The sequence below is a fragment of the Paenibacillus sp. P36 genome (assembly GCF_045866505.1).
Lineage (GTDB): Bacteria > Bacillota > Bacilli > Paenibacillales > NBRC-103111 > Paenibacillus_E > Paenibacillus_E chondroitinus.
In genome coordinates this window covers 3626933-3649810 of sequence record NZ_AP038372.1, presented here as the reverse complement: position 1 = coordinate 3649810, position 22878 = coordinate 3626933, and the positions used below count along the sequence as shown (strand labels likewise).

Annotated in this window: 22 protein-coding genes; 6 read left to right on the top strand and 16 right to left on the bottom strand. The window is 46.5% G+C overall.

Going from position 1 to position 22878, the window contains the following annotated elements:
* Positions 1–38 precede the first annotated feature (38 nt).
* Positions 39–536, bottom strand: a complete 498-nt coding sequence (locus ACKTT9_RS16265) for a metallophosphoesterase family protein (RefSeq protein WP_407872366.1) — start codon at positions 534–536, stop codon at positions 39–41.
* A gap of 187 nt (positions 537–723) precedes the next feature.
* On the opposite strand from ACKTT9_RS16265, the gene ACKTT9_RS16260 reads away from it, so the two are divergent.
* Complete coding sequence (locus tag ACKTT9_RS16260; RefSeq protein WP_407873051.1) at positions 724–2025, top strand: AAA family ATPase; 1302 nt, start codon at positions 724–726, stop codon at positions 2023–2025.
* A gap of 11 nt (positions 2026–2036) precedes the next feature.
* A complete protein-coding gene (locus tag ACKTT9_RS16255) occupies positions 2037–3746 on the top strand; it encodes a hypothetical protein (protein WP_407872365.1) in 1710 nt (569 codons plus the stop codon).
* 264 nt (positions 3747–4010) lie between these two features.
* Here ACKTT9_RS16255 and ACKTT9_RS16250 read toward each other — a convergent pair whose 3' ends face one another.
* The 6 genes from ACKTT9_RS16250 to ACKTT9_RS16225 form a co-directional block, all read right to left on the bottom strand.
* On the bottom strand, positions 4011–5114 hold the full coding sequence (locus ACKTT9_RS16250) for an IS4 family transposase (protein ID WP_407869802.1): 1104 nt from the start codon (positions 5112–5114) through the stop codon (positions 4011–4013).
* Positions 5115–6017: 903 nt separating this feature from the next.
* Positions 6018–6221 carry a hypothetical protein gene (locus ACKTT9_RS16245; RefSeq protein ID WP_157326634.1) on the bottom strand — a complete coding sequence of 68 codons (204 nt, stop codon included), beginning with the start codon at positions 6219–6221 and terminating at the stop codon, positions 6018–6020.
* A gap of 76 nt (positions 6222–6297) precedes the next feature.
* A complete protein-coding gene (locus ACKTT9_RS16240; RefSeq protein ID WP_407872364.1) occupies positions 6298–6843 on the bottom strand; it encodes an MOSC domain-containing protein in 546 nt (181 codons plus the stop codon).
* Positions 6844–6937: 94 nt separating this feature from the next.
* Positions 6938–7615 carry a PIG-L deacetylase family protein gene (locus ACKTT9_RS16235; protein ID WP_407872363.1) on the bottom strand — a complete coding sequence of 226 codons (678 nt, stop codon included), beginning with the start codon at positions 7613–7615 and terminating at the stop codon, positions 6938–6940.
* Between the two features lie 23 nt (positions 7616–7638).
* Positions 7639–8016, bottom strand: a complete 378-nt coding sequence (locus ACKTT9_RS16230; protein WP_407872362.1) for a hypothetical protein — start codon at positions 8014–8016, stop codon at positions 7639–7641.
* 254 nt (positions 8017–8270) lie between these two features.
* A complete protein-coding gene (locus ACKTT9_RS16225; RefSeq protein WP_407872361.1) occupies positions 8271–8750 on the bottom strand; it encodes a glutathione peroxidase in 480 nt (159 codons plus the stop codon).
* A gap of 180 nt (positions 8751–8930) precedes the next feature.
* Here ACKTT9_RS16225 and ACKTT9_RS16220 point away from each other — a divergent pair, with 180 nt between their 5' ends.
* Entirely contained in the window at positions 8931–11090 is a 2160-nt protein-coding gene (locus tag ACKTT9_RS16220) for a HelD family protein (RefSeq protein ID WP_407872360.1), read from the top strand.
* Positions 11091–11151: 61 nt separating this feature from the next.
* Here the strand turns inward: ACKTT9_RS16220 and ACKTT9_RS16215 are convergent, their stop codons facing one another.
* From ACKTT9_RS16215 to ACKTT9_RS16205, 3 genes are all read right to left on the bottom strand, one after another.
* Positions 11152–11997: a DegV family protein gene (locus tag ACKTT9_RS16215; RefSeq protein ID WP_407872359.1), complete on the bottom strand. Its 846-nt coding sequence runs from the start codon at positions 11995–11997 to the stop codon at positions 11152–11154.
* A gap of 18 nt (positions 11998–12015) precedes the next feature.
* Positions 12016–12864 carry a DegV family protein gene (locus tag ACKTT9_RS16210; RefSeq protein WP_407872358.1) on the bottom strand — a complete coding sequence of 283 codons (849 nt, stop codon included), beginning with the start codon at positions 12862–12864 and terminating at the stop codon, positions 12016–12018.
* A gap of 132 nt (positions 12865–12996) precedes the next feature.
* Positions 12997–13767, bottom strand: a complete 771-nt coding sequence (locus ACKTT9_RS16205; RefSeq protein WP_407872357.1) for an SDR family NAD(P)-dependent oxidoreductase — start codon at positions 13765–13767, stop codon at positions 12997–12999.
* Between the two features lie 65 nt (positions 13768–13832).
* Here ACKTT9_RS16205 and ACKTT9_RS16200 point away from each other — a divergent pair, with 65 nt between their 5' ends.
* Positions 13833–14465 (top strand): hemolysin III family protein, encoded by a 633-nt coding sequence (locus ACKTT9_RS16200; RefSeq protein WP_407872356.1) that lies wholly within the window; start codon positions 13833–13835, stop codon positions 14463–14465.
* Here the strand turns inward: ACKTT9_RS16200 and ACKTT9_RS16195 are convergent, their stop codons facing one another.
* Together ACKTT9_RS16195 and ACKTT9_RS16190 are read right to left on the bottom strand one after the other, a co-directional pair.
* Positions 14466–15119, bottom strand: a complete 654-nt coding sequence (locus ACKTT9_RS16195) for a GDSL-type esterase/lipase family protein (protein ID WP_407872355.1) — start codon at positions 15117–15119, stop codon at positions 14466–14468. It lies immediately after the preceding gene.
* Between the two features lie 92 nt (positions 15120–15211).
* Entirely contained in the window at positions 15212–15496 is a 285-nt protein-coding gene (locus tag ACKTT9_RS16190) for a hypothetical protein (RefSeq protein ID WP_407872354.1), read from the bottom strand.
* A gap of 156 nt (positions 15497–15652) precedes the next feature.
* On the opposite strand from ACKTT9_RS16190, the gene ACKTT9_RS16185 reads away from it, so the two are divergent.
* Complete coding sequence (locus ACKTT9_RS16185) at positions 15653–16825, top strand: M20 family metallopeptidase (protein ID WP_407872353.1); 1173 nt, start codon at positions 15653–15655, stop codon at positions 16823–16825.
* Between the two features lie 362 nt (positions 16826–17187).
* Here ACKTT9_RS16185 and ACKTT9_RS16180 read toward each other — a convergent pair whose 3' ends face one another.
* The 3 genes from ACKTT9_RS16180 to ytxJ all read right to left on the bottom strand — a co-directional run bounded on the left by ACKTT9_RS16180 (position 17188) and on the right by ytxJ (position 20002).
* Complete coding sequence (locus ACKTT9_RS16180) at positions 17188–18513, bottom strand: MFS transporter (RefSeq protein WP_407872352.1); 1326 nt, start codon at positions 18511–18513, stop codon at positions 17188–17190.
* Between the two features lie 73 nt (positions 18514–18586).
* Complete coding sequence (locus ACKTT9_RS16175; RefSeq protein WP_407872351.1) at positions 18587–19468, bottom strand: DMT family transporter; 882 nt, start codon at positions 19466–19468, stop codon at positions 18587–18589.
* 192 nt (positions 19469–19660) lie between these two features.
* Positions 19661–20002 carry a bacillithiol system redox-active protein YtxJ gene (gene ytxJ / locus ACKTT9_RS16170; protein WP_127456505.1) on the bottom strand — a complete coding sequence of 114 codons (342 nt, stop codon included), beginning with the start codon at positions 20000–20002 and terminating at the stop codon, positions 19661–19663.
* A gap of 179 nt (positions 20003–20181) precedes the next feature.
* On the opposite strand from ytxJ, the gene ACKTT9_RS16165 reads away from it, so the two are divergent.
* A complete protein-coding gene (locus tag ACKTT9_RS16165; RefSeq protein ID WP_407872350.1) occupies positions 20182–21051 on the top strand; it encodes a metallophosphoesterase in 870 nt (289 codons plus the stop codon).
* Between the two features lie 30 nt (positions 21052–21081).
* Here the strand turns inward: ACKTT9_RS16165 and ACKTT9_RS16160 are convergent, their stop codons facing one another.
* Positions 21082–22680 carry a PucR family transcriptional regulator gene (locus tag ACKTT9_RS16160; RefSeq protein ID WP_407872349.1) on the bottom strand — a complete coding sequence of 533 codons (1599 nt, stop codon included), beginning with the start codon at positions 22678–22680 and terminating at the stop codon, positions 21082–21084.
* Positions 22681–22878 lie beyond the last annotated feature (198 nt).

Below are 22878 nucleotides of genomic sequence, written 5' to 3'. Positions count from 1 at the left end.
ACGAAGTGGAAGCAAGACGTGAGCACGCTAACCCGGGACTAAGCTTTGCTCTCATAGAAATAATGCTGCGCCAGAATACGATCGCTCAATTCGATAATGCCATAGGAATATTGAGGCTGTCTTCTTTTATCCGTTGGCGAGCCCGGATTGAACATCAGGATCCCGTCAACAGTTTGATGATAAGGAACATGAGAATGCCCGAAAATGATGATGTCCGGCTGCTCTTCCCGGAATGCTTCCCGGGCTCTTTCCTCTGTCGTCTTACGGAAGCCGTCACCGTGAATAAGACCGATTCGATACTTACCGGCGGTCACGATTTTTTTCAAACCAAACCGCTCTATTATGTCATGACCGTCGTTATTCCCGGCCACAGCCTCGCATGGAGCAATTTGCTCAACGAGATCGACGACATGCTCACTCACCCAATCTCCTGCGTGCAGAATCAGGTCAACACCTTTTAATCCTGCTACTAGCGTATCCGGCAGCTTTTGTACTCTCGCGGATAGATGCGTATCGGAAATGACACCAATTCGCATATAATCACTCCTTTTTCCACATATGCTCCTATTTTCTCATTCGCCGGAAGGAACTGCAAATACAAGGCAGAATAAAGAGCAGACTAAGGTATCTGACTCATGATGAGACAGATCTCCCGAAAATTCGATGTTTGCAGATCAGTTTGATACAATATTGCTGAAGTCTACGCCAAGGGGGACACCGATGATGAAAGATCCCATCGTCATACAGAACAAATTAAGAGAAGCTATGGGGCATCTCGAGAAAAGGTTCATGGAGCGTGAAGAACTCATCCGAGCCTTGCTCCTTGCGATCATGAGCGGTGAACACGTCCTATTGGTCGGACCTCCCGGTTCGGCGAAATCGCAGCTGGCCCGAGCTGCAGCAGAATTATTCGGCAATGAGCCCTATTACGACTATTTATTGACTCGCTTTACGACGCCAGACGAGTTATTCGGCCCAGTCTCTTTGCAAAAATTAAAACAAGATGAGTACAGTCGCCTCACGGAAGGATATCTGCCTAGCGCACGTTTCGCCTTCCTGGATGAAATATTCAAAGCAAACAGTGCGATTCTTAACTCGCTCTTATCGATATTAAATGAGCGCGTTTTCTTCAACGGACGTCTGAAACAGCCGTCGCCTCTGTTATTTTTAATGGCGGCCTCCAACGAATTGCCTGAAGATAACGAGCAGCTGGCTGCACTTTACGATCGCTTTTTGTTCCGCTTTGAAGTCGAGTATGTCAAGCAAATTTCCAGCTTTGAACTGATGTTTCAAGCGCCGAAATCGCCTCTTCCCACACTGCTTTCAACAGAGTTGATCAACCAATTGAGATCACAAGCGATGGACGTGCAGTTGCCGGATGCTTTGATTTACATGCTCTTCCAGTTAAAAACAGCCCTTCAAGAGAAAGAATACGTGCTCTCCGATCGGCGTTGGAATAAAATAGGACATACTTGGAAAATTTCAGCCGCTATCCACGGACGAAGTGCTGTTGGCGTTTGGGACACCGTCCTCACTCCGCACATGCTTTGGGATTTTCCAGAGGATTTGCCTGAAGTTAAAGCGGTTTTTGATACGTTATTTCAGGATATGCTCAAACGCGAGATGGAACAGGAGCTTCCTCTGCAGCAGTACAATATGACGGTTAAAAAATGGCTGGACAAGGAAGATGAGCTCCATGCCTTCCAATTCAAAAAAGAAATCGGCGGTTCCTTATCCAAAGACGCCGCTGAACGCCTGAAGGGCAGCTTGGAAGAATGCCGCACGGAGCTTGAGGATACGGCACGCAGTTTACGAGGCAGACTTGTCTCTTGGCAGGAAAAAGAGAAGAAATTGCCCGAATGGATTGCTTCACAATCCATTTTCCTGCAGCATCCCGAACAGTATGCCGTCAAATTTACGCACCTTCGCATCCAGGGTGAACGCATTCTACAATCCATTCAAGGCTTATATCGCACATTGTTTGACCGTGAAATTCCGGGAATCGTGTACGACTATACCCTATAAGAGGTTACGCTATGATCATTCGCTGCACACGGGTCGATCGGTATGTGTTTGAAGGTTATGTTCATTCTTCCCGCGTCGCCCAGGAGTGGATGCGCGAAGCGGTGCGGCAAGCTCCCTGGTTTTCGCTTGAACTGTTTGCCGATTTCTTCATGTGCTTTTACTTAACAAAGCCTGAGATCGATGCAGCTTCCGAGGAAACACCTTTCCATCGTTGGATGGTGTTGACCTTGACCAAACAATACTTCTATGTCTCCATTCACCCGCGCACAATTGGACAAGTGAACGCTTCCTTTAAGACGGCGCTCAAAGCGCTAATGTGGCTAACGGAGTCATACGAGAAAGAAGTAAAAAAACGGCAAAAAGAGCAGCAGCAGATCGGCATCGGTTTGGAGAAAAAACAGCAAATGAGCGGTCAAGAGGACAAAAGCGTCAGCGAGCGGCTCACCGATAAACAAATTGAGAAGCTGAGGCTTGTTGGATATACCCTGCAGCAGGGAAAAAGAGCTGTAGAGGACAAGCAAGAGGCCTCCGACTCACGGCCGCTGGTTGTAGACGAGATCCGCGCATTGAAACAGCGCATCTTGGAACTGCAAGGCGAGCTGCGTACGGAGTTCATGAAACGCGACAAGCTGAAAGCCAAGCTTCGCAAGGCGGAAGAGGAACTCGAGCGCCGGAAGCGGCAGCTGGACCGCATGAGCGCCCGCGACCTCGCCGCGATGCAGGAGCTTGAGTCCGAGCTTGGCGACTGGCTCGGGCGATCTTTGAAGGAGACGCTGTCCCTCGAAGAGGCGGACAGCTTTAATGTGCACGAGCTCGTGCAGGCGAGTCAGCGGCTTGCGAACCGGCGCTGGGGCAGCGAGCTGGGGAAGCTGCGGAGGCAGACGTTCGAGCACTACGTGCAGTGGATTGAAAAGCTGAAGCGCAGCAAGGATTTGGTCGCTTTCTTGCAGGAGGTGGGCCGCAACATCCATCATTTGCGGGTTCAGCGGAAAAAGCAGCGCTCGCCGTATGTCCCTGAATCCTACGATGATCTGCGGCAATCCGGAGACATCGCGCATTTGCTGCCAAGCGAAGCCAGTTTGCTCGCGGATGAAGATTTTGAGCCTTATTTTCTTGTCAAATGGATGGAAAATAAGCTCATGACTTATAATTACAGCGGTTCCTCTCCAGAACCACAAAAAGGTCCCGTGATCTGTATGCTCGACACGTCGCATTCGATGCGCGGCAGCAAGCTCCGGCTTGCCCAGCTGTTCACGGCGACCTTCGCCTCCTTTGCGCTTCTCGAGCGGCGGGACTTCGTCCTGCTGCTGTTCGGCGCCAAAGGCGAGCTGGTCGAGCACATCTTGTCTTACAAGCGTCCCGACTGGGAACGCTTCTATGGCCTTGCGCAGCTTGCCTTCGGCGGCGGTACCAACTTCGATGCCCCGCTAGGCAGAGGCATGGACATCGTTCAGCATCAGCCGCAGTTTCGCGATGCCGATTTCGTGATGGTCACCGATGGCGTTGGCCAGATCTCCAAAGCAACGCAGCAGCAGCTAGCGCTGCTGGGCCAAAAAAAGCAGCTGCGGCTGCATTCCCTGATCATCGGCTCCGCCCGTCAGCATCTCGTGCAAAAATACGAGATTATGGGCGTTTCGCATCAGGTACGATTTGCAACAGCTTGGGATATGCAGGATCCCGTTAAGGATGAGCTGCTGCTAGATGTGTTTGCAAAGCGATGACCACAGCAAACAATCCCCCGATTGCCTCGACTCGTCTCGACTCGATTCGCTGGCACCGGGGGATTGTTTTCGTGTAACCGCATTTGCCGTCAGACGACACCATTACGCTGTATTAAGTGCAACGTAAGCCTTAGATTTTGCTGCTAAGCCGTACCTTCGTTACCTCACTCCGTCACACCTTTTATCACTCATAACCAAGTTACGACTGGAGCAGCATTCTATGTTGTACATTGTGCAGGCCTGTTGATCTACCAAAAAATGGGTTCATGAGAAAGTAAAATTACTTGTCAAATAGACCAACCATTCTGCTTGCAAATCGTTCATACCAAATAACCGATCGAATTCGGCAAAAGATAACTGGGCACTTGGATGTACTTTGGAATTTCCTTGTTCGAATACAAATTTAAGCAAGACATATACCAATAAAGCTGTGTACAACTGGCCATAAACGGCATTTGGCGTTGTTCCAAATATCATCGGTACATTCAAATGCTGCTTAATCCAACGAAAAAAAACCTCGATTTGCCACCGCTTCTTATACATCTCAGCAATTTTTTCGACAGAGGGCCTATGTAGATTGGTTGCCAGAATAACAGGATTGCCATGCGGATCCTTTAGAATAACGACACGAAACCTATTTTTTGAAAGCGTCGACTTCGCTCCTAACTGACAGGTTAAATCTTGTTCAATTGTGCCAGCAAATGGACGTTTTCGTGTCCTCCGTTTAGGTTCATGAAAATGTGTGTTATCCCTGAGGCGAATCACGAAATATTGGTTTTGTTCCTGATAATCATCAAATTGTTTATGCTTACCATAAGCGCGGTCAGCTACTAGTATGAAACGGTCGTCGCGTACGTCATTACAGCTTAATAGATCTGGGCGATTCCCCGTTGTTTCTGTAACTTTATGTAGCTGACCTGCATCTGCAATGATTGAAACGTGGAGTTTAATTCCTGCTTTTTCACCTTTTAGCGGCGCCCATGGCCATCGTTCTTTACCAACCGTAATCTTAGTGGAATCCACTACAAGCAATTCCTTAGGGATACCTAAACGACGACGCGTTGGGCGATTACATTTCTGAATCATCAGACGCAACAGCTGCTTGAACACCTCAAATGGGACATCTTTGGCTTTTTTTGAAATCGTGGAGTGATCAGCTTTTACAAGTCCACAAGAAGACATGCGTTTTTCACCATCTCGGTAGCCGTCCCATTGCTGGAGTGCGGCTTGCGATAAAAAAAGAAAGAGATCATAAACAGTAAATTTCCGCGCAGAATCAACGTAGGACTCTTCTTTGATAAGAGGAAGCACTTCTTCTTTCGGTATAATTGTTTGCAGAATATTCGAGAACATAGTAGACTTTTTCATGAGGTCGCCTTCTTTCGGATGTTTGTAGGGGTACAAACAGTTTACCGAATGGGCGGCCTTTTTACCTGCCATTTTGTGGATAATCAACAGGCCTGTACATTGTGCAACCATTTGGCTGTAACTAGGCCTCAGTACACCTCTATACTGTACTTTATGCAACGAATCTTACACTAAAACGCTTACATCTCACCTTTTCACAACAAATGGTTGTATATTGTGCAATCAAAGACCGCATTCGCCGTCAAACGAGGCCATTTCGTTGTATATAATGCAACGTAAGCCTTATACTCATCAGCCTTGTCCCTTCCCCCATCACCATTCCCTTGAATTTTAACGGGAAAAAGTGCAGCTTAGTCTGATCATTTCCACCACTTGCGATCCATTATATGGAATTTATCCTTCTATTTCCTCAAGTTTCCTCAAAAATGATTCGAATCGACTGAATTACCTCCACCAACTCCAGTTATTTTATTGAAATCCCACTCCGCGCCGTTTTTAACAGTAGAAATTCCAGTTACTCTTCCAGTGAACACAAGGATAAACGGCTGTGTTGGCTGTGTTGACTTTGTCGGGTTTTTCATACTTTTAGGAAGAGTGTACCCCAAAACATACGAAATAAGGACCCCTCTCGGAGTCCTCATTGACGGTGAATAGATTTATGGTACTATGCTATGAACCTTAACTCAGCTTGGTCTCTACCTCATCACACTATTGCAGTACTTGACCACATTAATGATTTCTGCGGCACATCTCCTCGCTTCTATACGGATTCAACAACAACTTCCCTTGGTGTAAATTGTCTTTGACACGACACCTCTCTGCTTTCACCGTCAAAGATAGTATGTCCGCTTATTTTCGTTTTATGTATATATGTAAAAAAATAAGTCACGATTTCGTTTTCACTCATTCCTGTATCAACTCTTTGATCGTCTTAAGCGATACGCCCGTCTCATGATACACATCAATCAGTGTGGCACCCGGATGGCTGCGAACAAAATCTTTGACCTTATGCGACTCGACCAGCAGCAGTTGCGCACAGGGTTTACAACGTTTTTCAAATTGTGTTATGAAAACTTTTCCGCATGCCTCACAGTTGCTTAATGTCATTTCTCTACACCTTCCAGAGCCAACTTTTACCAGGCTATTTCCAATCAAAAATAGCTTTCGCAACGGCGTGCTGTTTTCAGGGGGTAGGCAGGTGAATTTCGATAAGATCCCCTGGTTTAATCTCACCTGGGCGTTCCACATAGGCGACAATTCCCCTGCTTTTCTGCGCTTGAATGATAAAATGTTTCGTTAAACTTTTATCGTCATATTGTTCCGCGATCACTCTGCCTGGCCCGGCACACGGCTCATTTTCCCCCTCAGATACTAACCCGCCGCCACTTGAAAGCATCATGCGAATGCCCATGGAAAGCTTGGTTAAGTCCGGCGCGCCGCTCACCAGAATGTTCGCTCCCAACCACTCGGGCCGAATCGTTTCGACACCTAACCGGTCTGCGATTCCTTGAAGTTCCTCAACAGACACAAGGCTAAGTTGGCGACGATTAAAGATTTCCGTCCCTCTCTTATACATAGGCTGTCTGGAGTCAGCTTTGGCAAATAGACCAAAATGCCTATCACCTTCTATACCGCCAAATTTCAACTCGGCAACGTCAATTTCTCTTGTAATAAATGTATCTGGGTTATCTGCAATAAGCACAGCTTCAACTTTTATGATCATCGTCATCTATAGCCTACCCGCCTTGTCCAAAAATTCGCAACCTACTTATCCATATGCACGAATGGCATTTGTTGTTAATGATGTTTCGACTTTTATCAGCCTACTGTCTTCCCGCCGTCTCCGGCCACATCACACCATCTTCCCATCCCAGTACAAAAGCTTCCCATCTGCGCGCCTCCGGAAAAACCTCCAAATCGCCAAAATATTTCGCGATAGCCACATGCTGGGTCGCATGAGCTTTCAGGGCAGCTGCTTTGACTGACCATCCCAGCTCCGTATCCACAACAATTGAAGGCTGCAGCCCCCGTTCCCGTAAAATTCCTGACGCCGCATAGTATAGCTTGCGAACGCTTGGGCATTTCCCGCTTAAAACAGCAGCTGTCGCAGCTTTGGAAATAGTCACATGGTCCGGATGCCCATTCCCACCATCTTCTGCAAAGCTGAATACATTCTCTACCTCATAACGCTGTAGAAATGAAATAACGCCTGCAACCAGATCGTCGAAATCAATATTCGCCAACTGACCGTCCGGGAAGCCCAAATGTTCCACAATGGAAATCCCCAACACTTCAGCAGCAACATTCATTTCTTCTTCTCTCACCCTGGCAAGCTCCGACTTATCAGTCGCTCTCTCCAACCCATGCCGGCCTGCGTCCCCCCTCGTCGCTAGTAGCAGCGCAGGCGCGTTGCCTTCATCCGCATATTTGCGAATTAAACATCCACTGAGAAAGGTCTCATCATCCGGATGCGCATAAACAAAACCATTTTGAATTCCCATCTTCATCTTCACTCCGTTTTCTTTTATGTAAAATTGGCGGGCGGATACACGTTCTCAATCACGAAAATCGCTTGATCCCAAGGCATCGTCATCTCCGTGTTTTCTTGCAAATCCATCAAGCTGACTTCGTTCTCCGCCTTCGAATTATCACTTATTGAGATGACGAAGCGCATGCCAAACCCTTCAGCTATATGTTTCCCTGAATCCGAAGTAAGACATTCCATTCTTACCCCAATGCCAACGAGTTGCAATTCACTCGTTAGTTCACGTATCCGTGCATTCACTTGCAAGGAAGCTTTAGGCGCTAACAGGATAACTTTGGCTTGTTCGAGGTGATTCATGAACCGACTCTCTTCTTCCGGACTCTCATACCTTTGATTGCTGTTTCCCATACCTTTCACCTAGTCCCTTCTCCCGAGATAAAAAAACGCGCCGGACCTATGGTCCTGCGCGAATTACTATCTCGCAGGGAGGCCAACGCGAAATGCGTTAGCCCACCCTGATAAGTTCAGGTATGTGCTAACGCCTATAAAAATAATGAAATTGTACGAACCAAACTGTGTTCTTCATATTGATTCGACTCCTTCACTGTCATAATTATTACTGATTATAGCGGTGGGTTGTCAGCAATGCAACAACTTTTTTCTGAATGCCTTTAGGCTAGAACCGCTTCAATATCTGCTGCAATATCGGAAGGTTCCGTTCTCGCGCCGTACTGCTTGATTACGCTACCGTTAGCATCAACAAGGAATTTCACGAAATTCCATTCAATATCGCCAGTGCGGTAAGGTTCTGGAGTGTGGCTTAGCAAATAAGTGTATAAAGGGTGAGCGTGTTCACCTTTCACATCGATCTTTGCAAACATCGGGAAAGTGACATTGTAATTAAGCTCACAGAAACTTTGAATTTCTTCATTGGTCCCCGGCTCTTGACCGGCAAATTGATTACAAGGGAATCCTAGAACAACAAGGCCCTTTTCTTGATATTGCTCGTATAAACTCTGCAAACCTTTGTAATGAGGCGTAAGTCCACAAGCGCTTGCTGTATTGACAATAAGTAATGTTTTGCCTTTGTAATCGGAAAGTGACTTCGTTTCTCCCGAGATGGTCTGAACTTCAATATCATAAATGGACACAGTAATCTACTCCTTCAATGATAAAATAACTACTTGTCCATTATAGCATTGTTTGCCAACACCCCCAAATATCTTCATGTTTAAACGTTTTAGCTTCCCATATCCTGACAGGTGTGTTATATTGTTTACCTGTTTATTCGCAAAATAGACATATCATCTGATCTTAGGAGGTAACTGATCTTGGACACAAAGACTCAAAGTGCCTATCAAGAAGAACTGCAGCGACTCGAAGAAACGAATATCGAAATTGACAAACAACTGGCTAGGCTTAGAGCCACGCCTGTCTATTACGGCCCCGATTTAACGGAACAAGCGTTAGAAGTCGCACGTGAAAATGGGCGGAACAACTTAGCCAAAGCGGTTGATGAACCCTATTTTGGACGTTTGGATTTTCAAGAGTCAGGCACTGCTTCATCACAGCCGCTATACATCGGCAAATCAGGCGTAGAAGACGAACGTACCGGCCAATTGCTCGTTATTGACTGGCGCGCACCGGTGGCCAGCTTGTTCTACTCGTTCACAGGCGGACTTGATGCTGCTTCCTACGATTCACCGGACGGTCTCATCGAAGGCCTCGTCTATTTGAAGCGAAATCTCGTGGTGCGCAAGCAAATCCTTCAGCGCGTCGTGGACACTTATGATCGCACCGAAGACTCTTTAGCCGTTGGCGACGAATTTTTGCTTTATCGATTAGGGGAAAATAAAGATAACAAGCTTCGCGATATCGTCTCCACCATTCAAGCGGAGCAAGACCGCATCATCCGTGCCGCCAAAAATACCGCGCTCATTATCCAAGGGGTCGCAGGAAGTGGTAAAACGACGGTTGCCCTGCATCGTCTCGCCTTTTTACTTTATCAATACCGTGAACAGGTTCGTGCTGAGCGAATGATTATTTTTGCACCGAACTCGATGTTCCTCGACTACATATCCGGCGTTCTGCCTGAGCTGGGTGTCGGCAATATTCAGCAGAGCACTTTTACCGATTGGGCACTCGATGTGCTCGATCAAGAAGTGAAGTTAGCGGATCAAGCGCTCACCCTGCAAACCTGGTTTTCACTTGGCAGTAAAAGACCACCGCTGGATGATAACGCCCCAGGCAGGTTTAAGGGTTCGATTGCATTCAAACAATATTTGGATGATTGTTTGACCAAATTCGAGTCCTCCTACGTCCCATCGGCGGATTTCATTCCTTGGGAGGGCGTTAAGCTGCCGCTTGCGAACATCCGTGAATGGTTTTTCGTCGAGAATAAGCATTATCCACTCGTCAAACGCCGCGAACGCGTCGTAGCGCGTATCAAACGCTGGATGGAAATGCAGCTCGACAAAATCTGGGAGCAAACCCGGAAAAAAGAGCTGAAAAAGAAATCATCGCAGCGCTTGCGGACGTATTTGACCAGTTGGCCGGAGCATTCGGCATTCAGCTTTTACAAAATGCTGTTCGCTGAAAACAATCGCCCGGACAGCCTGCCTGCAGAGCTTCTGCATAAGCTTCCTGAGCCCATTGTTAGCGCGTCACTTAAGCTTTTCAAGAAAAAAGAAGTGCAGCTTGAAGATCTTGCTCCACTCCTTTATATCCATACACGTCTATATGGCATATCATCGGACCGATTGTTCGACCATGTCGTCATAGACGAAGCCCAAGACTTTTCACCTTTCCAGGTAGCTGTTCTTGATAGCTATACACGCAACAGTTCTTTTACGATTCTGGGTGATTTGTCGCAAGGAATCCATGCTTATCAAGGCATCAAAGACTGGAAGGAATTTTCCAGTTTATTTCAGGAAGAGCAAGGCGGCTACTTCGAACTCGAGCGCAGTTACCGGTCAACGATGGAAATCATCCAGTTCGCCAATCTGGTGCTTCAGCGGGGTGTCGAGAACCCGCTCCTTGCCGTGCCCGTGTTCCGCAGCGGGAACAAAGTCCGGGTCTTGCAGACTGACCTCAAACAAAGAATCCCCCTGCTGCTGCAGGCTATCGCGACGTTACAACAAGGAACGTCCAGCACGATTGCCGTTGTTGCTCGTACGGAGAAGCAGGCTGAGGACTTGCACGACGTCCTGACCAAAGCCGGCATAGAAACAAATCTCATCACATCCAAACAACGTGTGTATCGCGGAGGAATTTCGGTTGTACCAGTCTATTTAACCAAAGGATTGGAGTTTGACGCCGTTTTGCTAATGGACGTAACGGCCGCACATTACGAAGCAACGCTTATGGATGCCAAATTGCTTTATGTAGGCTGCACACGCGCGCTTCATGAATTGTGGCTGATGGCTCCTGGCGACTTATCGCCTCTTGTCTCGACAGACGATGCGGACATTGTCACAACGGATTCACCATAAAATAAAAGACACCTGATTTTTCTTAGGCCAAGTGCCATAGAAATCGATCAGGTGTCTTTTTTTAATATGCGATCAGCACGCCGCCTTCTCCAGCATACGTGCCAATGACGGTGCCCATGTTTGCGAATAGCACATTGCGGAACGGATGCTTTTGGAGGAGTTGGTTCAACACCTCGCGCGCTCTCTCCTCACAGTTGCTGTGGGCGACGGCAATCACATCTTTATCGTAGTCGTGAACAGCCTCGCCCACTTTGGCGATCATTCGCTTCAACGCTTGCTGCGTGCCGCGGATTTTATCCATGACTTCAATCGAGCCTTCTTCACTGGCTTTCATGACGAGTTTAATATTCAGAACAGAAGCGACAGCCCCTCTGACCCGATCAAGCCGTCCGCCTTTAATGACATTTTCTAATGTATCCAAGAAAAACAGCGTCCCCGAAGTAGCAACCGAACATCGTATTGTCTCAACAATTTGCTCAAAAGGAACATCATTCTCGGCCATTTTGGCTGCTTTGAAGGCCAGTACACCAAGCCCAAGTGAAGCCGTTTTGGAATCAATGACTTCAATACGTCCTTGATAACCTTCCTCTATGAGCATCTCTTTGGCCATAAGGGCATGATTGTACGTACTGCTTAGCGCAGAAGAAAGACAAATCACAAGAATATCCTGATTGACCTCAGCTTTTTTTTGATAATCCGTGAGAAAATGCAGCGGCGAGGGACTAGACGTTTTAGGCAGTACACTCTCCGTTTTCATTCTCGCATAAAATTCACAAAGCTCCATATGAGGAGGCATGCACTCCTCTCCAAAATGTACGGACAAAGGAACAATGGTAATCCCTAGCTCGTCCACAATCAATTTGGGGAGGTCGCAGCTGCTGTCAGTGATAATCTTGATTGTCGTCATGTTGTGTACACTCATTTCCTATTTTTTGGCGAAAACGATGCCAAGCGTGCGAGGTCCGCAGTGACTGGATACCACACACCCGGTTTCGGTCATATAGACTTGCTTTATATTGGTTCGTTGCTCAATCTGCTCTTTGACATACGCAGCTTCATCGGCTGCCATCGCATGAGTGACGAACAGGAACTCCGTATCCATTTCATCTTTTAAAGCAAGTGCATTATCCAGTAATTGTTGAAGCGCTTTCTCCCTTTTGCCTCTTACTTTGTCCGTTAATGTCATAGCCCCGTCAATCACTTTCACAACAGGTCTAATCTTCAATAAACTTCCGAGGAAATGCTGGACGCTCGAACATCTTCCGCCTTTATGCAAGTACTCCAACGTATCAATAATAAACTCTACTTCAATGTGGGATCGAAACGACTCAATCATGGATTTAATTTCCGAACTGTTTTTACCCTCCTGAGCCGAATGAGCAGCCTTCAACACTAGCAAACCAATCCCTGTTGATAGAGTTCTAGAATCGATTACGGTAACTTTACCTTCAGAAAAATTTGCAGCCGCTATGGAGGCATTTTGAATCGTGGAAGACAGTTCTGACGAAAGTCCGATATAAACGACATCATCACCAGCTTGCACAGCCGCTTCAAACGCCCTCTCAAAATCGATCGGAGAAGGCGCCGCTGTTTTGGGCAGTTTGCCGGTTTCATCTACAAGCTCAAAAAGCCGGACTGGCTTAATGGAAACACCATCTTTTAACGATAATTCGTCAAAAATAACATAAAGAGGGACAACTTCAATCTGGTATCGATGAATGAGCTCCTCACTTAAATCACACGTACTGTCAGTAAAAATACGCACCCGGGACATTACGGTCAACCACCTTATCCTTCTATCTATCCGTCTATAAACTGAAATCCACATGAATTCTATGGATTGTTGTGTGTTCAGTATATCGAATATGAGATGAAAGCTCAATCATACAAAAGAAGTAACTATAAATTAGAAACCATAGATCGTCATACCGCCGTCAACGAATAACGTCTGACCCGTCACATAGTTTGCAGCATCCGAAGCAAAGAAAACAGCAGGTCCTACCAGCTCTTCAAGCTCCCCAACACGTTGCAGGGGTGTACGCGCAATAACATCAGCCAGAAAATCAGGGTTAGCCAATATTTTCTCCGTAAGCGATGTTTTAAAGTACCAAGGCCCGATGCTGTTCACGTTAATTCCGAATTTCCCCCACTCCAGCGCTAGCACCTTTGTCATTTGAATCATGGCTGCTTTAGTAGCCGCGTATACAACTCCGGTGCGTAGGGCAATATGTCCGGCAACAGAGGCGATATTGATGATCCGGCCATACTTCTGCTCTTTCATATGATGGCCGACAATTTGGGCGCACAGAAAGGCGGATTTGAGATTCGTCTGCATGATGGCATCCCACTCTTCATCGGTTACGGCCAGCGCTTGGCTGCGTATGTTCATCCCGGCATTGTTGATCAGAATATCCAATCTACCTGCCTTTTCGATGATTTGTTCCACAGCCGCTTCAATTTGTTCTCTACTCGTGACATCTACTTGAAACGGATAAGCTTGTCTGCCCAAAGCACGAATTTCGGCTGCGACTTCTTCGATATCACTTGACGTACGCGCAAAAAGGGCGACATCAGCGCCGGCCTCCGCAAGCCCGATCGCCAGTGCTCTACCGATCCCTCTTCCTGCTCCTGTCACCAAGGCAATTTTATTTTCCAGTCGAAATGAAGGTAATAACATATTCTCATCGTCCAATCTATTAGGTAGTTTTTTTTGCAGCTAAAAAAAGAAAGTAGGTTATTCACATGGAATATTCCGTTCAAGAAGAGAAAGCAAACGCCATTAGCCATGGGGTTGGCGTCCTTTTAAGCTGTGCAGCGCTTATCCTGCTCGTTGTTCAGGCTTGTCTACATGGCGATGCGTGGCATATTGTAAGTTTTAGCGTGTTCGGTGTGGCGCTCGTTACGTTGTACACCTGCTCCACCCTGCTGCATAGCGTCAGGCATCCCCGGCTGAAAGACATTTTTGAGGTGCTCGATCATGCCGCTATTTACGTTTTAATTGCCGGAACCTATACCCCCTATTTGCTGGTGACCCTACGCGGGCCTTTGGGGTGGACTTTCTTTGGTGTGATATGGGGGCTTGCCCTAACAGGTATTGTGCTCAAAATATTTTATGTGAAGCGATTTGTCCTTATCTCCACGCTCTGTTACATACTCATGGGCTGGCTTATTGTTATTGCTTTTAAGCCGCTTTACATCAACCTGCCCTTCGGAGGCATCGTATGGCTTGTAGTTGGCGGACTGCTGTACACGTTCGGTTCCATCTTTTATGTATGGAGGCGCATCCCTTATCACCATGCCATTTGGCATATTTTCGTGCTCGCCGGTAGCGCCTGTCATTTCATTTCCATCTTCGGATATGTCATCATGTCCTAGTCAAGGAATCAGCCGCTGCAGCTGCTGAAGGGAGACGACGCTCTCAACTTGGCGCGCCAGCTCATCATAACCATCCTCATTCGGATGAATGGCATCGTCAGATAGGTAGCGAGTGTCCTGCCCCACAAAAGCATCATACACCTGAACGATGTGGATATGCGGCTGCTCTAATTTACGCAAAAATATGTTAAAACGCTGCACCCAATAAGCCGATTCAGGCACCTGCGGTAAAGGATTATATAGTCCAATCAATGCAATTAAATAGGGTGTATCGATACCTTGCCGCAGCGTTTCTATTTGCACCATAATTTCTTTGTAATTCGATTCGTAGGTTTGAAGAGCTGTCTTTAAAAAAGCGGGGTCATTTTGATAAAAGAAAGGAATCGCACCTTGGATTAAATCATTGCCGCCAGCTGTAATCGTGATGATATCCGCCGTTTGGATATCCTTCTGAATTTGCGGATCGGACTGCAGCGTTTGGAGCAATTCGTTAGTCGTAGCACCGTTCGTGCCCGCTTGGATCAATTGAACTGGAACGTTAAGCCACTGCTCTACTTTCTGCTTAAAGCTGTACACGAATCCACGACCATCCGGCGCACCAAAACCAACGGTAAGTGAATCACCAAATGCCAAATAATTAATCGTCTTATCCATGCTATCCTCTCCCTAAAGCTGACGTAGGATAGTATATGCGTCAGCGCCCAGTTTGGGAAGGGACACTCTCACCAGTTGTGCGGCAAGTTTTTTTATACGTTTACATGCTCTTGAACAAAATTTTCGATTTGCGCTTTTTCCGCGTAGGTAAATTGAAACTCGCAGTCGCAGCCCTCGTCATGAAGCACAATTTGCACAATGTCCCCCTCCAAATTGCAAATCACAAGAATAGAAGGATCGATGAGATCTTCCGGAAACGTCTCGCCATCCTCTAGCTGCATGCTTAAATACAGATCACGCCATTGTCCGCGCACCTCAGATTCAACAAAAGATAAAGTAAATTTGTGTTCAACGTGCTCTGCGCCATATTTCATCATCTGACAGTTCCCCCGCAACATTATTTTCTAAAAAGCTGATATTTTTCTATTTGAACCTCGTTTATTTATTGTAACTCAGAGCTCCTGAAAGTGGTAGTTTGCGCTCCTTTATACTACAATAAAAGCAAGTAATTAGATAAAGGAGCCTTCTCACATATGACATCGAAATCCACCATTACGCAAACCATTGACAACAACGCCAATAGATTCAAAGCGATTTCCAGCTTTATCGGTGCAAATCCCGAGCTCGGACATGAAGAATTTCAGGCTACCGCTCGCCTGACGGAAGAGCTGGAATATCACGGTTTCCAAGTTGAACGTGGCGTACTGGATATTCCAACTGCTTTTATAGCCACCTATGATTCCGGAAAAACAGGACCTGTCGTCGGCTTCTTGGCGGAGTACGACGCCTTGCCGGATCTGGGTCATGCCTGCGGCCATCACTTGATCTGTATGATGAGCATAGGAGCAGCCATCGGCCTTAAGTCTGTTCTTGCCGAAACAGGCGGCAGCATTTGTGTGTATGGGACTCCCGCCGAAGAAACCAAAGGTGCGAAAGTACCTATGGCCGAAGCAGGGCTTTTCCGCGATGTGGATATCGCCTTGATGGCGCATCCTTATTACACCTACGAGAAATCGGGTGAATCCCTGGCCATGGATGCGATTCAGTATGAATTTTTCGGCCGCCCTGCACATGCCGCTGCGCAGCCATATGAGGGGGTTAACGCGCTGGATGCCGTTCTCCAGCTTTTCAATTCCATTAACGCACTGCGCCAACAGATGAAATCCGACGCACGTGTTCACGGCATTATTAGCGAAGGCGGTAAAGCTCCTAACATTATCCCTGACTACGCCGTCGCTCAGTTCTATGTTCGATCAGCGACTCGTACCTATACGGATGAGCTCGTCCAGAAGGTGCTCCGCTGCGCGGAGGGCGCTGCATTGCAAACCGGATGTACGCTCAAAACATCCTTCTACGAATATTCGTATGACGAGCTGCGTACCAACGAAACGTTGTCCCAAGTATTCTCGGATCAACTAAGCGAGATGGGAATTGACCCGAAAGACGTGGAAGTCGGCAAGGATCACGGCTCACTTGATCTGGGCAATGTATCGATCCAATGTCCGACGATTCATCCTTTCGTCAAAGTCGTTGGCGAGAAGCACATGCTGCATACCAAGGAGTTCCGCGATCTTGCGCTGCAAGAGCCTGCCCTTGACGCGATGATTTTTACAGCCAAAGCGCTGGCTAACACAGCTTACGAAGTTCTCAGCAGCCCGGACCTGCTGCAAAGAATTAAAGATGAGTTTGCGACAGCAACGAAATAAGATAAAAATGGGGTTGTCACTACAGGACATGAAAGTCCTGAGGGACAGCCCCTTTTTTTTCTAAGCGATTAGCTTTGCTCGCCTCAGCTGAAATAGATGGAAAAACGGCCGCTAATTCGAGCTGCTCGGTGGCAGATAGTGAAATAACGGTAGAAAGTACGGTTAAATCACTGGTAGCTGCTCGAAATCTGCTAGAATTGGCAGTTTTAGCGGTAGAAATTCCAGTTATTTCAAATAAAATAGGTTTCCGAAGCACAATAACAGGAGGAATCGGCGCTAATTACAAATAAACCATCCACTTTACACCCAGCCATTACCACCGAGATGCTCTATTTTTGCCTGACTCAACTGAAATAGATAGCTCAAGCCGTAACGCCAGAAGTCGTTGCTGCAGCAGTCGCCATTGCCTCCCTGTGATTCTTTTCCGCCTTATCTTTTCGCTCTTCAAGCTGAGCCAAGATCGCGTAAAACATCCCCATGCCAATGACTCCGCTAATCCCAATGAGCGTTGCCATCAACCAAGACGGCATCCAGCCGCCAAGGATCACGCCAACACCGCCAAGCAGTGTTGCTCCTTTGTATACCATCCCATATAGAGCCATATACGAGCTTCTTGCATGGTCGGGAGCAATATTACCCAAATACGCTTGCTTGATCGGCACATACATCAATTCACCAACCGTTGCAATGAACATCGAAAGCATCAATAGCCAAGGCTGATTGCTATAAGCTAAATAACTATAGCCCAGAATATAACAGGTGTAGCCGATAAACAACACTTTGCTATCTGAGAAACGCCGCATCAAAACTCCCATAAGAACGGAAAGCACAACGACGAGCACGGTATTCTCGGTGCGGATAAATCCTAACATTTTGAGACCGTCAACGGTCCAGGATGACTCCATCCAAGGGATAAACGGAGCGGATACCATCTCTTTTTCCAATCGCACACCGACATAATTACCTAGATGAAACTCTACAGAGACCAACAATAAAGAAGCTATTGTGAAGATCATGAATGTTTTATCGTACAGCACCAGCTTGTAATTGGACCACAAGGACGTCTTCCCTTGAAAGCTGCCTCCCACTTCTCCACGATCGGATAAAGGTTTTGGCTGGTAGGCCTCATGAATAAAGAAGTAGGTGATAATTAGCGATATCAATCCAATAACCGATAAACCAATAAACAACTCAAACAAGTAGGATTTGAATAAAAACGCGCCTGCAATACCCGCAATTGCAAAAGATAAATTGTTCATCCAGTACATAATGGCGTACATGTATTTGCGAATATCGGGAGCTGTAACATCGAGCAGCATCGCATCGTTGGCGGGTCCATGAACACCCCAGAACATGCTCACGAAAATCATCAGCACAAACGTCATCCACGGTGACGATAACCACGGCGAATTAGACAAAGCCATCCCCATAAAACAGATCATCCAACCGATTTCTGCGGTAAGCATCAGCTTTTTACGGCCTATGCGATCTGCGTAATAGCCCCCTACAATTCCTGCGATGACACCCGCCAGAATGCCGAGAATGACAACAAGCCCAGCGCTCGTATCACCTAATTTTCCAGAAAAATAAATGGACATGAAGGGAAGCACCATATTGTTCGCGGTACCGGAAATAAAAGAAAGGCCGATTCTTAATTTAACATTACGATGAAAATCGCGAAATCTCACGTGATCCCTCCAAGTGGAAAAACAAATCTGCCGAGCCTCTTATTTCACCTTCGTTCAATTAATACGTTGAAAATTACTTTTTCTCGTTACTGCGCAAAAACAAGCCTACGCCAACTAACAATAGGCAACCCGCCAAAAGCTGGATGGCAGTAATCTTTTCCCCGAGCAAAAAATAAGCCAATATCGTCGCGCCAAGCGGTTCGCCCAGAACGGTCATCGATACGGAGGATGCCTTCATATACTTGAGCAGCCAGTTGAATACATAGTGGCCGAAGACCGTTGGAATGATGGCAAGCAGCAAGAAAACGCCCCACTCTTTCGCTGGATAAGCGGTGAATGAGGTTCCTGTCATCACATTCGTAACGGCAAGTACGAGGCCAGCGAACAGGAAAACAAAGAAACTATACACGAAAGCGGAGATCCGCTCTCTCAAGCCTTTGCCCCAGAGCATGTGCAAGGCAACCGCGACAGTTCCGATGAGGGATAAAAAGTCGCCTTTCAATGCTGCACCTGAAAATTGGAAATCTCCCCAGCCAATACAAATGGCGCCTACAATCGCCACACACATCGCCAATATGGCTGCACGATTGGTTCTTTGCCCATAAAGCAAAAACGCACCGACAAGCACAAAGATCGGCTCTAACGTGAGAATCGCTGTCGAGCTGGCAACCGTCGTAAATCGAAGGGAATCCATCCAGAATAGAAAATGTAATCCAAGCGCGATACCGGAGGCTGCCGTTCGGAGCCAATCTCTCAAACGAATTCTAGTAATCTCTGACCGATAACTCCATAGAAAAGGCAGCATAAGGACATTCGTCATCAATAAACGATACATAGCCGTGACTGCGGCAGGCGCATCGGACCATCTCACAAAAATAGCCGAAAATGAGATTGCGATAATACCGATTAACAAAAAAACAGGAATTGGAACTTTCGTTTTATTCATTGCATTCATCTTGCAAAACTCCTTGCTGCATAGTTACCTTGTTGTTGCCAAACACCAAATTATTATATAGGAGGATGTCACTGTTGCCAATCTTTTTTAGACGTTGTTCAATTATTGTTCCATAAGAAAAAAAGCCCGCGGCGTCCACCTAAATAAGAATAGGCAGCTTCCACGGGCTTTATGATTAAGTCCTGCGCATTGTTAGTCTAAAACAGCCGTAATATGCTTGGTTGTAACAGACCAGTGCGATGTATTCCAGATGGATTCTTTATTCTTGAAATAAAGAATTTGTGGTGATGCGTGCTTGATGCCCAGATCCTCCGCGATTTGGTTAGAAACCGGGCGAGATTCAATGACCTTAACCAAGTAATAATCTACACCTTCGTTCGGCTTCCCGGACAAATATTGTTCATATTCATCTAGCGCGCTTGCGCTTACCGGACAAGTTGTGCTGTGTTTCAGAACGACCGCCGGTTTATCGGAGGAACGATCCCATACTTCCTGCCACTGATCAACCGTTGTGAGCTCTTTCCATGCTGACATTCCAATCTCTCCCTTCGTTTTACATTGAAATTATTATAAATTAACCAAGCTGCTTATGCAACTTGCCAGACCGAGAGAGGCCTAGACAGACCTAGCCAAACCTCGCAAGATTCGCAAACACAGCAAGCTTATTGCTATAATCAAGATATAAAATGAGCTTTGGAACTAGGAGGAACATAATGGAATCAACACCCCCAGTGTCAAGACGAACATTTCTAAAAAAAGGCGTTCTGCTTGCAGGTTCTTTACTGGCTTCCGGAGGTCTTGTTGGCAGTTATTCCAGCTTTATCGAAACCAAATGGTACGATATTACGAGAATCACCTTATCATTTGAACGGCTCCCCAATGCCTTCCATGGACTTAAGCTTTTACAGTTCAGCGATTTACATATAGGTCATCATTTTAATTTAAAAGATTTAGAACGTATCGTTACCCTTATTAATAAAGAAAAAGCAGATCTTCTAACTTTCACAGGAGATTTATTTGATGCCCGAATTACAGAAGACGAAACGTTAACGAGCAATCTGCTAGCCAGCCTAGAAGCACCACTCGGCAAATGGGCCGTACTTGGCAACCATGATAAATGGATCGATAAAAACTATACGCTGCCAATCCTCCAGAACGGCGGGTTTCAAACGCTACTCAATGCCTGTAAGAAGATTACCTACAAAGGACAATCCATTCAGATTGCAGGTGTAGAAGATCGACTTACCGGTTCTCCCGATATCGTCAAAACCCTCCAAGGCACCAATGCTCAAATGTTCACGCTCCTGCTCTCGCATTGTCCCGATTTCGCTAATCAAGTCATCGGACAACCCGTCGATTTGCAGCTATCCGGCCACTCTCATGGAGGACAAGTCCGCTTGCCTATCGTAGGTGCGCTCTTTACACCGCTACAAGGTAAACAGTACGTGATGGGACTTTACGAACTACCTGATTCCAAGATGCTAGTCTATACGAATCGGGGGATCGGGACAACGTTTCTCCCCTTCCGCTTCCTTTGCAGACCTGAAATTACCGTGATCACCTTAGAAAAACGAAAACCCTGAGCGCCTACACAGCGTCTCAGGGTTCAGGATTTATTGTCTGACATGCAAAAATTGACGGAATAAGAAGACAGCTTTCAGCTTCAAAAGATCATTAACTTTCTTGAAATCCACTTGCAAAAGATCACTGATCTTCTCTAACCGATAGGTAACGGTATTTCTATGAATGAATAATTGCTTAGCCGCTTCGCTAACTTGGCCGTCGTTACGAATGAAGACCTCCAAAGTTCGAATCATTTCTTGCGAATACTCGGCATCCTTCTCCAAGAGCGGTCGCAATACTTTGGCACAGTAGTCTTCCATCATATTGACCGACACATGTTGGAACAAATGAGCGAACTCTATCGTTTCGTAGTGAACCACGCGATCCGATAACTCGAGCTTATTGGCCATTCGTTGTGTCTCCATACATTCCATGTAAGCTTCTCTTAACGCTGTCGGCTTGCTTTTCATGGCACTTGTATAGAACACCATCTCGCCGGCTTCCTCTCGGCAGCCTGAATCGCCTGCATATTTAATCAGAAGTTGTGCCAACTCATCTTCCGGAAAACCCTCTGCTTGAGTCGAGGAATAAATGGAAAACATGAGGTCTTTGAGTATAAAATGATTTGCGCGCAAGTGATTCGATTTGGGATGCAGCTCCATGTACTCTTTCAGCCGCTTCATTCTCCCTTGGCGTTGTTCATCTAACTGCCCATCCGGCTTGCTTTTGCTTATCACACATTGGTAAGCACCTGTAAAGAGCGTTAACCCTCTACCCTCTGCCTGTTCCAGGAACTCTTCCAGTGACGTCCCTTTCTCCAAATAGCGATACAAGGAGTTTTGCAAATCACGCTCTGCTGATGCCTCCACATGTGACCGAAACGTATAGTTCATATGAAAAGTTAAGATGTCTGCGGCTTGCTGGAATAAACCTTCCTCGACATTGGCAAGAAGGACCGCATCCGGCATGATCAACAAATGGCCCAGGAGCTCATCATCCTGATGGTAGAGCCCTACCCGGTACGCGCGGTCTTTGTTCGAGTAAACCCAGCCACACTTTCTCTTCGGCCAGTTCTGAGCTAATTGATCTTGCTTCCACGCGCTTGTATTATATAAGATTTGCCCTCTGGCCCCAACAACAGCCATGGGATATCCAAGAATATTACTGAGTAATTGGAACATTGACGCCATATTGTCCTGTTTCAAACCGAACTGCATCAACCTCGTCTGTTTCTCCAGCACGGATTGCAGCAGCTTCGTGTTACGGCGGTATTCCGCGTTGAACAAGGCATTCATTTGATCGGAAAAAGTAAACTGGAAGGGCATCTCAATAATCGGAAAATGCAGCCGGTCCGCTTCCTCGACAACAACTTGCGGCAGCTCCGTCCAAAATCGGCCAAGCTTGATCCCTAGCCCGGCAGCGCCGCGATCATTTAATTTACGAAGTAAATTAACGGTCTCCTGCGGACTATCTTTCATGGCGAAAGCGGTGGTGAAGAGCATCTCGCCGGATTTCGTCCAATCCGCAATATCTGGCGCGTCCATAACATTGACAGATTTAACGATGCGGGATTCCCCTTGCTTGCCAGCTACAAGCTTCGCTTCCGTTAATGGATAAATGGATAATGCTTCACGAATGGTAAGATGCATCGTGCTTCCCCCCTTATGCCTTTTTACAGATTATAGGATGACATGACCAAACAGTCAATGGATTTATGTTAGATTATATAACATTGGTTAAATTTTTTTGAACAATTTATGTCTATATCGCACAACGATGTTATTTAATGTAACATATACACACAAAAAACGAGAGACATGCTTGCACATGCCCCTCGTTCCTAAAGA

Excerpts from the sequence above, each read along its gene's own strand:
- ACKTT9_RS16265 (WP_407872366.1), bottom strand. The coding sequence starts at position 536 with ATGCGAATTGGTGTCATTTCCGATACGCATCTATCCGCGAGAGTACAA.
- ACKTT9_RS16260 (WP_407873051.1), top strand. The coding sequence starts at position 724 with ATGAAAGATCCCATCGTCATACAGAACAAATTAAGAGAAGCTATGGGG.
- ACKTT9_RS16255 (WP_407872365.1), top strand. The coding sequence starts at position 2,037 with ATGATCATTCGCTGCACACGGGTCGATCGGTATGTGTTTGAAGGTTAT.
- ACKTT9_RS16250 (WP_407869802.1), bottom strand. The coding sequence starts at position 5,114 with ATGAAAAAGTCTACTATGTTCTCGAATATTCTGCAAACAATTATACCG.
- ACKTT9_RS16245 (WP_157326634.1), bottom strand. The coding sequence starts at position 6,221 with ATGACATTAAGCAACTGTGAGGCATGCGGAAAAGTTTTCATAACACAA.
- ACKTT9_RS16240 (WP_407872364.1), bottom strand. The coding sequence starts at position 6,843 with ATGACGATGATCATAAAAGTTGAAGCTGTGCTTATTGCAGATAACCCA.
- ACKTT9_RS16235 (WP_407872363.1), bottom strand. The coding sequence starts at position 7,615 with ATGGGAATTCAAAATGGTTTTGTTTATGCGCATCCGGATGATGAGACC.
- ACKTT9_RS16215 (WP_407872359.1), bottom strand. The coding sequence starts at position 11,997 with ATGACGACAATCAAGATTATCACTGACAGCAGCTGCGACCTCCCCAAA.
- ACKTT9_RS16210 (WP_407872358.1), bottom strand. The coding sequence starts at position 12,864 with ATGTCCCGGGTGCGTATTTTTACTGACAGTACGTGTGATTTAAGTGAG.
- ACKTT9_RS16205 (WP_407872357.1), bottom strand. The coding sequence starts at position 13,767 with ATGTTATTACCTTCATTTCGACTGGAAAATAAAATTGCCTTGGTGACA.
- ACKTT9_RS16200 (WP_407872356.1), top strand. The coding sequence starts at position 13,833 with ATGGAATATTCCGTTCAAGAAGAGAAAGCAAACGCCATTAGCCATGGG.
- ACKTT9_RS16195 (WP_407872355.1), bottom strand. The coding sequence starts at position 15,119 with ATGGATAAGACGATTAATTATTTGGCATTTGGTGATTCACTTACCGTT.
- ACKTT9_RS16190 (WP_407872354.1), bottom strand. The coding sequence starts at position 15,496 with ATGATGAAATATGGCGCAGAGCACGTTGAACACAAATTTACTTTATCT.
- ACKTT9_RS16185 (WP_407872353.1), top strand. The coding sequence starts at position 15,653 with ATGACATCGAAATCCACCATTACGCAAACCATTGACAACAACGCCAAT.
- ACKTT9_RS16175 (WP_407872351.1), bottom strand. The coding sequence starts at position 19,468 with ATGAATGCAATGAATAAAACGAAAGTTCCAATTCCTGTTTTTTTGTTA.
- ytxJ (WP_127456505.1), bottom strand. The coding sequence starts at position 20,002 with ATGTCAGCATGGAAAGAGCTCACAACGGTTGATCAGTGGCAGGAAGTA.
- ACKTT9_RS16165 (WP_407872350.1), top strand. The coding sequence starts at position 20,182 with ATGGAATCAACACCCCCAGTGTCAAGACGAACATTTCTAAAAAAAGGC.
- ACKTT9_RS16160 (WP_407872349.1), bottom strand. The coding sequence starts at position 22,680 with ATGCATCTTACCATTCGTGAAGCATTATCCATTTATCCATTAACGGAA.